This window comes from Dysgonomonas sp. PH5-45 (assembly GCF_029893235.1).
Classification (GTDB): Bacteria; Bacteroidota; Bacteroidia; order Bacteroidales; family Dysgonomonadaceae; genus UBA1309.
Genome location: NZ_JARXWE010000005.1, coordinates 1 through 12,825, shown reverse-complemented (window position 1 = coordinate 12,825; position 12,825 = coordinate 1). Strand labels below are relative to the sequence as shown.

Below are 12,825 nucleotides of genomic sequence, written 5' to 3'. Positions count from 1 at the left end.
AGGCACTTCAAAACTTTGAAATGCCTCTTTCTTGTTTATGAATGTGTTTTATTTGTTCTTATTTCACAAATCCTCTGCTTTTTAGCATATAGATTGGGTTAGGATCAGCTCCTCTGAATTTTCTGTAAAGGTTCACAGGATCGTCAGTATTACCTTTCGACAGAACATTTTCTCTGAAAGATTTGGCTGTTGCTTGGTCAAAGATACCTTTCTCTTCGAAAGCTTGGAAAGCATCCGAATCCAATACTTCAGACCACAAGTAGCTGTAATATCCGGCCGAGTAGCCACCTGCAAATATATGGTTGAAGTAGGTGCTGCGGTAACGAACAATGATTTCAGGGATAAGGCCTATTCCTTCTAAAGCATTTTTCTCGAATGCTCTGACATCAATATCGCCTTTTTGTGTTATGGTGTACCATTTCATATCCAAGATAGCGGCTGCAACAATTTCGGTTGTAATGAACCCTTGGTTGAAGGTTGCTGTTTCCTGTATCTTGTTGATTAACTCCTCAGGGATAACTTCGCCTGTTTTATAATGTTTGGCATACATTTTCAATACTTCAGGATGCAAAGCCCAGTGTTCAAGTACTTGCGATGGAAGCTCCACAAAGTCGCGCGAGACGTTTGTTCCGGCTAAAGTTTTGTAAGTACATTTAGACAGCAATCCGTGCAATCCGTGTCCGAATTCGTGGAAAATTGTTGTAACCTCATCAAGCGAAAGCAACGATGGTTCATCGCCTACCGGTGCAGGGTAGTTACCCACGTTGTAAACGATAGGAGTAATAAACTGTCCTTTATAAACTTCTTGTTCGCGGAAGACACCCATCCATGCACCACCTCTTTTAGAAGGACGGGCAAAGTTGTCGATATAGATAGTACCGATGTATCCGTTGGCATCCGATACTTCAAAGGCCTTAACGTCTTTGTGATATACAGGTACATCTTTGGTTATTTCTTTGAAGTTCAAACCATATAGTTTGTTGGCTACCATGAACACGCCTTCGCGTACGTTATCTACTGCAAAGTAAGGTTTAAGGGCTTGTTCGTTCAAGTCATATTTTTCTTTACGCAGTTTTTCGGTATAATACCACCAGTCCCACGACTCTAATTTAAAGTTTCCGCCTTCGCGGTCTATGATGCTTTGTAGTTCGGCAGCTTCTTTTTTAGCTTGTGGTAAGGCATATTTCCAGATACTGTTCAATAGATTCATTGCATTTTCCGGAGTTTTTGCCATTGTTTCTTCAAGAGCAAAGTCAGCATAAGTTTTGTAACCTAAAAGGTTAGCTTTTTCGAGGCGAAGGTTTACAATTTTGCTGATGATAGCTTTATTGTCGAACTCATTGTCGTTATCGCCACGATTGTACATTGCTTTATAAAGTTTTTCTCTTAAATCACGGTTATCGGCATATTGCAAGAAAGGAATCCAGCTTGTTTTACTCAACGTGAACACCCATTTGCCTTCATGTCCTTTTGCTTTTGCAGCTTCGGCAGCAGCGGCAACAACATCTTCGGGCAGACCCGCCAAATCGTCCTTTTTGTCAACGATTAGGATGAAGTTGTTGTTTTCGGCAAGAAGGTTGTTCCCGAAATTCAAGCTCAGCAAATCGAGTTCTTTATTAATCTCTCTCATGCGGTCTTTTTGGGCTGCATCGAGCATGATTCCGGAACGTACAAAAGATTTATAAAATTTCTCAGTCAGGCGTTTTTGCTCTGTTGTTAAATCTTTCCGTGTGGTGTCGTCATAAACAGTTTTTATGCGAGCAAAGAGTTTTTCGTTCAGATTTATGTTATCGGCGTGAGTCGATAATATGGGCGAAAGTTCTTCGGCCAAACTTTGCATTGTAGAGTCGGAGTCGGCTTCGAGAACAGAATAAAAAACAGACGATACTTTATCGAGCAAACGGCCTGTTTCGTCTAAGGCAAGAACCGTGTTCTCGAAAGTAGGAGCTTCGGTATTGTTTACGATAGAGTCTATTTCGGCTAATTGTTGTTTCATACCCTCTTCGAAAGCAGGTTTGTAGTGCTCTATTTCGATAAGGTCGAAGGGTGGAAGTTGGTTCGGTGTTTCATATTCAGCAAAGAAAGGATTATCCTTCTTCTTACTGTCGCACGAATACATCATAATAAGCAGGCTAAGAACAATTAATAATTTCTTCATGGTTTAATTTACTTAATTTTTGTCTTGATTTTTTTTGTTGTTATATATTTAATTTATTGTTTTCTGTCGAGTATCAATCTGGCAGCCATTGCTTTGCCTAATTCTACACAGGCTGTGTAATTGTCAAGTTGCATAGACTGTTTCATTTCGACGGGAGTGCCAACTACTTCAAACTTGGTGTCTTCGGCAAATTGCGCCAACCGCTTAACTGCTGCCCCTGCCCATGTGAATGAGCCAAAATAACCGAAATAGCGGTTTTTCATTTCGCGACTCTCTATTTTAGAAAGCAGATATTCTATGTTGGGATACAGTTTGTTGTTGTATGTTGGCGAGCCTACAATCAGCCCCCGGTATTTGAATATATCGCGGAGAATATAAGAGTCTGAACGCTTGGATACGTTATGTACAATAACTTCTTTTATTCCCTGTACGGCTAATTCGTGCGCAATGGTTTCGGCCATCTGTTCGGTATTGCCATACATTGTTCCGTAGGCTATAACAACGCCTTCGTTGCCTTCGTAGCGGCTTAGCTTGTCGTAAATGTTTACTACTTTTTCAATCTGTTGAGGCAAGGTCCATACAGGGCCATGTGTTGAGCATATATAGTTTATGTCCAGGTTGTTAAGTTTCTCTAAAGCCTTTTGTACCGGCGACCCGAATTTACCGACTATGTTGGAATAATAACGAATCATTTCGTCGTAATATCGTTCGGGGTGCAATTGTGCGTCGGTAATACCACCGTCCAGCGTGCCGAAAGTACCAAAGGCATCGCCCGAGAATATAATCTTATCCGTAGTTTCGTAGGTCATCATCGTTTCGGGCCAATGTACCATCGGTGTCAGGTAAAACACCAGATTGTGTTTGCCCAACGGAAGTTGGTCGCCGTCCGAAACAAGCATCACGTTGTCCGTAATTCCGTGAAAGCCTTGTATCATATCGGCCGTGCGTTTATTCCCTACAACCTGCACGTTGGGATATTTGGCCTTCAGCAGGCCCAGCGAGCCCGAATGGTCGGGTTCCATATGATTGATAACTACGTAGTCTAACTGACGTCCGTCTAAAGCCGTTTCGAGTTTTTGAAAGAAACGGTCGGAATAACAGATATCGACCGTGTCGAAGAGCGCTGTTTTTTCGTCAACAATCAGATAAGAATTGTAAGACACGCCTTTGGGCAACGGCCACAGGTTTTCGAACAATTCCTTTGAACGGTCGTTAACACCTACGTAATATAAATTCTCTTTTATTTGTATTGGCTTGAGCATAGCTTTTTTTTCTGATGTTGTTTATTTTTCGGTGGCGGGCTTTTTCTTGAGTGCATTCCATACAAGCCAGATACCCCATACGACAAACGGAATGCTAAGCAGTTGCCCCATATCCAGCCCATAATTGGCACGCATCTGGATTTCGAACGGTTCCTGAACGTTTTTCAGATATTCGAGCAATATACGGGCAACGAAAATCAAGGATATGCAAGTGCCGAATATCAGCCCTTGTTTTTTTGAGGCATCGGTTTTCCAGTACATATACATTGCCAAACAGAATACCGCCAAGTAGATAAGCGCTTCGTAGATTTGTGTTGGGTGGCAAGGCAACCCTCCCGAACCAAAAAATGGTTCTCCCAGTGGTTCAGACCATCGGGGGTCTCTCACAAAGTTGAATCCCCAAGGCAAAGTTGTGGGTTTTCCGTATATTTCCGAGTTCAGCAGGTTTCCCAAGCGTATGCAAGCTCCTGTAAGTCCGGCGGCAACAACAACACGGTCCAGAGTCCAAATCATGCTCTTGTGTATCTTTCTCGAATAGAGCCATACGCCTATAACAATACCGATGGCTCCGCCGTGGCTCGACAGTCCACCTTCCCATACGGCAAGGAATTTAGCAGGGTGCGTAAAATAATATTCGGGATTGTAAAACAGGCAATGCCCCAGGCGAGCTCCTATAATCAGACTGATAACAACATAGTAAAAAAGGTTGTTGAACCATTTTTCGGGCAGTTCTTCGTGCTTATATATTTTGCCGATAATTACTATGGCAAACATCAGCCCCACAGCCCATAAAAGCCCATACCATACTATTGGTTTTCCGAAAAGACTAAAAATTTCAGGATCAACATCCCATGTGATAGATGCAAGCATTCTGTTATATCTCTTGATTTATGCAGCGTTTGTTTTTTTGAATGGCAAATATACTGAATATTGTTCGTTTTTTCAGACAAAACACAGGATAAAACCCAACGTTAACAAGATTTTATAGTAAAATTAATGTTTTTAATAGGTGCAAAAAAGGGGCTATCCAAACCGGACAGCCCCTTCGATATTTTTTACAGCAATAACTTGCCTATGGTTAAGGGCAATAAGGTATTTCGAAGCTAACGGTTTTTTCTGTACCGTTGGCATCAACTACGGTTATTGTAGTTTTGCCGCTATCTATGTCGTTTGTATTGCTCATTACCTCCAGCTTAAACGAACCGTCTTCGTTTTTTACGAATTTGCCAAAGCTAACGCTGCTTTGCGCTCCCGTTTTTGCCGATGTTTTGTAAGGTTTCTTTTCGTCTTCAAAAGCTTTTCCTCCCTTAATGATGAGGTATTCCGCGTCATTGCCAAAGCAAGGGTCTTTGGCGGCTACAAAGGTTAGAGTCATTTCTTCAACAACTACTTCCGGCTCGGGTTGAGGTTCTTCCGCGGCGGCTACTTCGGTAGTGTCTTTAGTTTCTTCGGTGTTTGGTGCTGCTTCTTTGTTACCACACGAAAACAGGAATGCGGCAACGACTGCAATAGATGCAAATCTGATTGTTTTTTTCATAATGATATTTTACTAAATTAAGAGTTTGAAATGATTTCCTTAAGGTGCGAAAATAGAAATAAAATGACAGATTTACAACATGTTGATGTAAATAAGGTGATTTTTGCTGATTAGAGCATTCATTTTTCGTAAAAGTTTTTCGGAGTTGTTAAATTTTTACTTATCTTTATCACGAAGGCTTTTTTTATCTTTTGGGATGAATGCAAAAAAACAAACTGGAAGATAAGGTAGAAGGTTTCGCGTTAAAAAGTAATAAATTGAAGGGGTATGAGTTATTTGAAGTTTGATAAAACACGAATGGTTAACTTGGAATATTCTCTCGACAGGGAAATTCTGAGGGCAAACCGCAAAGGCGCCTATCACTGCACTACCTTGGTTGAATGTAACACACGGAAACAGCATGGACTGCTGGTTATGCCTATACCTGAAATTGACGATTCGAACCATGTTTTGCTTTCGTCGTTCGACGAAACAATTATCCAACGTGGGGTTGAGTTTAATTTAGGATTACACAAATACGATGGCGAAAATTATAGCCCTATGGGGCATAAATATATTCGCGAATTCGATTGCGATTCGTGTCCTAAAACCGTGTATCGGATTGGAGGCGTAATACTGTCGAAAGAAAAGGTTTTTGCACTCAAAGAAAACAGCATCATGATCCGCTACAGGCTTCTTGATGCCCATTCGCCCACCACCATCCGGTTTCGCCCGTTGCTCGCTTTTAGGAGTATTAACGACCTGACGTACGAAAACCAATGGGCTTCGCAAGCCTACGATGTGGTAGAAAACGGCATCAGCCTGAGCATGTATAACGGCTATCCTAACATTTACATGCAATTCAGCAAGAGCAATAATTTTGTTTTTGCCCCTACATGGTATAAGGGTGTGGAGTATCAGAAGGATCAGGAAGACGGGTTTCCCTATAAAGAAGATCTTTATAGCCCCGGATACTTTGAAATGCCAATAAAAAAAGATGAAACCATCGTCTTTTCGGGCAGTGATAGCTTGGTGGAGACAAAGAAATTGCTTGAGAGTTTTAAAACAGAAACCGACAGACGTACATCCCGATCTTCGTTTCTGAACTGTTTGACTAATTCGGCTCATCAGTTTTACTTTAGCCCTAATGCAGACCAGCTTTATATAAAATCCGGATATCCGTGGATGGGTGTTAGCGCACGGATACAGTTTCTTACTTTGCCTGCATTAACTTTCGGGATTGGTAAGCCCGAAGCATTTGAACGGATAATGGACACAGCCATACCGTCAATCAAACAATTTCTAAGCAGAAAAACTGTAACCAATCATCACCTGAAAAGTCTGGATACAGAGCCCGATGCCCTTTTATGGGTGGTTTGGTCGCTGATGCGTTATGCAAAGATATCGCCTGATGTTTTTAAGCAGAAGTATGCCGATCTGGTTGTGCGCATTTTTGAATTTATCCGCAAAAACCGCCATCCCGAACTAAAGGTTCTTGAAAACGGATTGCTCTATTGTGACGGAAGGGATAAGCCTATAAGTGTGATGAATGCCATGATAAAAGACCATCCGGTAACGCCCCGTACGGGTTGCTTGGTTGAATTTAACGCCATATGGTACGACCTCATAATGTTTAACCTTGATATGGCCAGCGCAAACGGAAATTCGGCTCAGACAAGAAATCTGACAGCATTAGCCGAAACGGTGAGGGTTTCGTTTTTAGATACATTCCTAAATACTGCCGGATATTTGTTCGATTATGTAGACGGCGAATATCCCAATTGGAGTGTACGCCCCAATATGCTTTTTGCATTGGTTTTGGAGCATCCTTTGCTGACCCGCCGTCAAAGCAAATTTATCCTTGATATGGTTACCAAGGAATTGCTTACACCCAAAGGAATCAGAACATTGAGCCCCAAAAGCGAAGGTTATCAGCCTTATTATACCGGCGATATCGACAGCCGCAACTACGCGTTTTCGAACGGTGTGGTGTGGCCTGCCTTTTTAGCCCCGTTTGTTGAGGCTTACATAAAGGTGCATCAGCGTAGTTCCATCTCCTTTATAGAACGGTTGATTATAGGACTGGAAGAAGAAATGACGAACGATTGTATCGGCTCTTTGTCGCAACTGTATGACGGAAACCCACCGTATACGGGCAGGGGGGCTATATCGGATGCGACAAGTGTGGCAAGTGTACTGCGGCTTATGCGTTTATATGCCGATTTGGAGGAAGAATGGGCAAGAGAATACGAAACAGAAGTTTAATGCCAATAGAGATACAGTTATGAAAGCTTTAATGTTTGGATGGGAATTCCCTCCGCATATTCTGGGAGGCTTGGGTACAGCCAGTTATGGGCTTACGCGGGGCATGTCGACGCAGGCCGATATGGACATAACGTTCGTTATTCCTAAACCTTGGGGCGACGAAGATCAGAGTTTTCTGAAAATCGTTGGGGCATGCAACGTTCCTGTTGTTTGGCGCGATGTAAACTACAATCAAGCGAAAGAAAAATTTTCGTCCTTTATGGACCCTCAAGAGTATTTTAATTTGAGGGATCATATATATGCCGATTTCAATTATATACGTACAAACAACTTTGGGTGTATAGAGTTTTCGGGCAAGTACCCCGATAATTTGTTGGAAGAAATCAATAACTATTCGATAGTTGCCGGCGTTATAGCCCGGACGTATGGTTATGACGTAATACACTCGCACGACTGGCTCACTTATCCGGCGGGTATTCATGCCAAAAACGTTTCGGGCAAGCCACTGGTGCTCCATGTGCATGCTACGGACTACGACCGCAGCCGCGGAAAAGTGAACCCGCAAGTGTATAATATAGAAAAGGATGGAATGGACCATGCCGACCATATAATTTGCGTGAGCGATCTTACCCGTCGTACCGTTATCGACAAATATCACCAAGATCCCCGCAAGGTAAGTACGGTTCATAATGCGGTAGAACCGCTTAGTCCCGAGATAGAAGCTATAAAACCCGAAAAAGGGGTTAAGGATAAGATTGTTACCTTCCTTGGGCGTATTACTATGCAAAAAGGACCGGAATACTTTGTTGAAACAGCGGCCAAAGTGCTGCGCAAAACAGACAACGTGCGCTTTGTGATGGCCGGCAGTGGCGATATGATGGAGCAGATGATTTACCTTGCTGCCACCAAAGGTATATCCGACAGGTTTCATTTCCCCGGTTTCCTGCGAGGAAAGCAGGTGTACGAAATGCTGAAGCGGAGCGATGTTTACGTAATGCCTTCGGTATCGGAGCCGTTCGGAATATCGCCTCTCGAAGCCATGCAGTGTGGCATACCTACTATCATATCCAAGCAATCGGGCTGTGCCGAAATATTGAGTAAGGCCATTAAACTGGATTATTGGGATACCGAGGCGATGGCCGATGCCATATACTCCATTTGCCGCTATCCGGCAATGGCTCGCTTTCTGCAAACCGAAGGGAAGCGCGAAGTTGATAACATCAGATGGGAAGACGCCGGACAGAAAGTGCGGGATATTTACAACAGTCTGTGCCATTAAATTTTTATAGTTCAAGAAAACAAAATAAGCAGGAAATTATGAAAACGATTTGCTTTTATTTTCAGATACACCAACCGTTCAGGCTAAAAAGATACCGCTTTTTTAATATCGGTGGCGATCACTATTATTACGACGATTTCTCGAACGAGGACATCATGCAACAGGTGGCCGAAACGTCTTATGTTCCGGCAAACCGTATGCTGCTGGATATGATAAAAAATTCGGAAGGCCGCTTCAAGGCTTCGATATCTGTTTCGGGTATAGCCCTCGAACAAATGGAGATTTATGCCCCCGAAGTAATAGATGGGTTGAAGGAACTTGCCAAAACGGGCTGCATTGAATTTTTGTCCGAAACCTATGCCCATTCTTTGGTATCGCTTTTCGATGCCGAAAGTTTCAGAAGGCAAGTAAACAGTCACCGGAAAAAAATAAGGGAATTGTTCGATCAGGAGCCAAAGGTTTTTAGGAACACAGAGTTGCTGTATTCGGATGATATTGCGGAGCTTGTTTACCAAATGGGATATAAAGGCATGCTCACCGAAGGGGCTAAGCGTACCTTGGGGTGGAAAAGTCCTAATTACTTGTACGAATCGGCTGCACAACCCAACTTAAAACTTCTTTTGCGTAACTCCCGCTTAAGTAACGATATAGCATATCATTTTTCGGACTACAAATGGCCGGGATACCCACTCACGGCCGATAAGCTGATAAACGGTATAGCGGCAACACCAAAGGAGGAAAATGTTTTTAACTTGTTTATGAACTACGAAACCTTTGGGCGGAATCAGGTTGTACAGTCGGGCATTTTTGAATTTATGAAGGTGCTTCCGCAATTTGCCGAAAAAAATAATATTTCGTTTTCAACACCCTCTCAGATATTTGAAAACTATAAACCTGTTGACAGCATATCTTCAACTCACCCTATATCGTGGGCAGATGAGGAGCGCGATACCTCGGCGTGGCTCGGGAATATTTTGCAACAAGAGGCCTCAAAAAAACTCTATGAATTGGCCGAACGTGTGCAACTAAGCCAGTCGCGACGGATAATACAAGACTGGATTTATTTGCAGGCAAGCGACCATTTCTACTATATGGGAACAAAAAAGAGTTTGCCTTTCAGCCCATATAATTCGCCTTACGAAGCATTCAACAATTACATGAATGTGTTGAGCGACTTCAAGGAAAGAGTGAAAGCCGAATTCCCGAGCGATATTGAAAACGAAGAACTAAACTCACTGCTCGAAACAATACACAATCAGGCAGCCGAAATTGACCGTTTGGAAGAGAAAATAGGAAAACTGAAAAATAAAAATAAATAAAATAATCTGAAAATAGGACTGAAATTGGCACACAAATACAACATCAATTGAGATTATGGATAGTGTAATTTGTTTTTGTTAAAAATTACGAATCAGTATTTTTTTGTAGTTTAAAAATAATAAACTTAAATATTTTTGTATCATAAAGAAAAAATATCTTACTTTGCTTCGTCAATATTTAAAACAGGCAAAACTGATGAGTCGATCTCTGGTATATAACTCTTTTTTTGAATTAATTAACTCCGTAGGGTTGATTAATTCGGCTGTTTTGTTAGAGAGAGAGCCTCACTTATAACACTTTCCAATAAAAGACTTAAATACAGAGTATTACTACTTTTATTTTTTTAATAAAAGTATGTATTTACAGCCTATTATCGCCATGCGTGCGTGTGCTTACGCATAGCGTCAAATTATCAAATAATTTTATCAGACAAAAGATTCGGGTATTTTTTTTCGCGAAAAAATATTCGCTGTTTGTATGCCCTGTACCCGCCAATGGTAAAGAGCCAGTATCCCTTTTTCTTCACGCAAACATAAACCTAAAAACTATACAAAAAAGGGTTTGGGGAGTTCTTGTTTTTTATTTGCCTTTCATTCAATTCGATTTAATTGTTATGCCGTTTGTGAAAATAGCAGGCAATATGTACAAATTGAATAGGAACTCCCCTTCCGTTTTTTGCGCCAAATATTCATTAAAAACAATACAATCAAATAATTTTAATAATGAGAGTTCCTGTCTGTTTCGATAGACGGGGATTGGTAACACTTTACAAATCATGAAGAACAAACAACAATCAAAACTGTGGCTATCGTCCATAATTTTATTAATCGTATGCTTTGCCACTGCTCCCCGGCTTAGTGCGCAAGTAACAATAGGTAGCGGAGCAGCACCGAAAGATTTTTCTGTTTTGGAACTTATCTCCAGTCAGGCTAAAGGTTTGCGGATGCCTCAACTTACAACTGCCGAAAGAGATGCACTTGTGGCAACAACAGAGTTTCAGACCTATAACACCGCAGCTAAAAATTTCCTTACTAAAGGGCTTACTATCTTTAACACACAAACAAATTGTTTGGAAACTTGGAATGGCAGTAAATGGATTTCTATGTGTGCCGATATAGGACTAACCGTTACTCCCTATCCTGTACCCGATGTGAGCGCAGGGGGAGGAAGCACTCCTGAAATATCTATAGAATCGGGATGTACAACTGAAGAATTTGACATTGACATAATTGATGGGGCTACTTACGCTACATTAGACCCGGTAAATAAAGTTAACGGAAAATTTACAGTTAAATTTGCAGTTAACCCCAATTTTGAGAGACGTAGTGTTACGGTAAGATTAGGAGACGACTGCGACCAAGGTGGTGATTATACTTTCTGGCAAGCGGCTGCAAGTGTAACAGATGCTGGTTGTGGGTCTATTGATTTTAGCAATGTCGAAAATGGTGTAGCTATAACTGTTTTTGAAACTAAAAACCTTAATTACACAAAGCTTGGAGGTGAATTCTCGTTTTCGGCAGGAGATGTACTTGGAGCAGCTAATGGTTTATGGATTGAAGTTAAAACAAATCATACAGCAAGTACCAGTGCAACCTCAGGAACAATTCAGATTCAATTGAAAGGAAAAGCAACTATTACTGGAATAATATCCATACCCATAACAATAGGGGATGCAACTTGCTATATTATGGTTCATTCAACCGGAACCTTTGTTGAAGATTGCGACGAAAACATGACAGTAGCAATTTCGTCAAGCCCTGCGGCGGCTAATCTTTCAATAGGTTCTACCGTAACCCTTGCTGCCATAGTAAACACAATCGGTAATATGGAACTTAATTACGAATGGAGGAAAAACGGCGTAATTATAGGAGGCAACACCCCGACAGTAACTATATCGAACATGACGGCGGCAGATTTCACTCAATATACATGTAGAGTGTATTCGGCTACCGCGGCGTGCAATGTCAGCAAAACTGCCGGATGGAGCCCTTGCGGTGCTTATACTTCTGATGGTGACTGGATTACATTTATGTGCCATAACCTTGGAGCAACATATACTGCTGACCCTTTTACGCCAAGTGCAGGTCTAATTGGTGGTAAGTTCCAATGGGGGCGTAGGGCTGACGGACACCAAACCAGCGGTAGCGGCACTTATGGCGCGCGAGTGTCTTCTAATCCGGCTAAAGGAGAAGTGGATAATAATTATCAGGTGCTACCTTCTTTAAGTAACAGATTCGGTAAATTTATAACAACTACTAATTCTACCGGTTGGCTTAATCCCGTTATAAATAACTTGTGGGGAGATGGTAATATGGAAACCGTTAATCCGAAAAAAACTATATCAGACCCTTGTCCTGTGGGTTGGAAAATACCTTCCATGGCACAAATGATGTCTATTTTTGGAGGAACGAGTACTCAAGACGGCAATATCCCCGATGACGGAAACGGAGCCTATGGCTGGAAATGGACAAAAAATGGTACATATTATGGTATTAAGGTAAATGGAAATATGATGTTACCGGTATCGGGACGCCGTCACAATAGTGATGCCTCTGTTAGAGACGATAATCCAGTTGCCCTTTATTGGACTTGCTCGAACAATAATATAAATATTATTAACGGCGGATATGGTGTTGCTTTTACCATCAGCTATCCTACTAAGAAAATTGATGCTAAAGACCCCCTAAATCGTTCTTATGGCGGATCAATACGCTGTGTTATAGATCCAGATAATACAGACTTCGGAAGTAAAGCATATCCGTGGATTGATTAACGCTTATTAAAATATTGTAATGGTTAGTAAATTTAGTAAGAAAAGCTATTAACTATTTAACTCCGAATATAAAAACGGATGCACGATTTCTATTTGAAATATGCATCCGTTTTTATATTTATACTTGCATATCTGCCGAAAAATGTTATTTTTGCATTAGTACTGATGCGTTAAAAATTTGAATTAAATAAATCCAATTGCTCTTTGACATTTTGTTTTGAATTGACTTGAAATTCGGTAAGCAGTTCTCTT

General features: G+C 41.4%; 8 protein-coding genes. 4 read left to right on the top strand and 4 right to left on the bottom strand.

What is annotated here, in order from left to right:
• Nucleotides 1-58 precede the first annotated feature (58 nt).
• The 4 genes from M2132_RS02955 to M2132_RS02940 form a co-directional block, all read right to left on the bottom strand.
• Entirely contained in the window at nt 59-2,158 is a 2,100-nt protein-coding gene (locus tag M2132_RS02955) for a M3 family metallopeptidase (RefSeq protein ID WP_280671198.1), read from the bottom strand.
• A 53-nt stretch (nt 2,159-2,211) separates the two neighbouring features.
• Nucleotides 2,212-3,420, bottom strand: a complete 1,209-nt coding sequence (locus tag M2132_RS02950; protein ID WP_280671196.1) for an FprA family A-type flavoprotein — start codon at nt 3,418-3,420, stop codon at nt 2,212-2,214.
• Between the two features lie 21 nt (nt 3,421-3,441).
• On the bottom strand, nt 3,442-4,290 hold the full coding sequence (gene lgt, locus M2132_RS02945) for a prolipoprotein diacylglyceryl transferase (protein WP_280671194.1): 849 nt from the start codon (nt 4,288-4,290) through the stop codon (nt 3,442-3,444).
• A gap of 208 nt (nt 4,291-4,498) precedes the next feature.
• Nucleotides 4,499-4,957: a hypothetical protein gene (locus tag M2132_RS02940; RefSeq protein WP_280671192.1), complete on the bottom strand. Its 459-nt coding sequence runs from the start codon at nt 4,955-4,957 to the stop codon at nt 4,499-4,501.
• Nucleotides 4,958-5,224: 267 nt separating this feature from the next.
• Here M2132_RS02940 and M2132_RS02935 point away from each other — a divergent pair, with 267 nt between their 5' ends.
• The 4 genes from M2132_RS02935 (at nt 5,225) to M2132_RS02920 (ending at nt 12,573) form a co-directional block, all read left to right on the top strand.
• Nucleotides 5,225-7,201, top strand: a complete 1,977-nt coding sequence (locus tag M2132_RS02935) for a glycogen debranching enzyme N-terminal domain-containing protein (RefSeq protein ID WP_280671190.1) — start codon at nt 5,225-5,227, stop codon at nt 7,199-7,201.
• Between the two features lie 19 nt (nt 7,202-7,220).
• A complete protein-coding gene (locus M2132_RS02930; RefSeq protein WP_280671188.1) occupies nt 7,221-8,480 on the top strand; it encodes a glycosyltransferase in 1,260 nt (419 codons plus the stop codon).
• 38 nt (nt 8,481-8,518) lie between these two features.
• Entirely contained in the window at nt 8,519-9,799 is a 1,281-nt protein-coding gene (locus tag M2132_RS02925) for a glycoside hydrolase family 57 protein (protein WP_280671186.1), read from the top strand.
• 776 nt (nt 9,800-10,575) lie between these two features.
• A complete protein-coding gene (locus M2132_RS02920) occupies nt 10,576-12,573 on the top strand; it encodes a hypothetical protein (RefSeq protein WP_280671184.1) in 1,998 nt (665 codons plus the stop codon).
• Nucleotides 12,574-12,825: the final 252 nt, after the last annotated feature.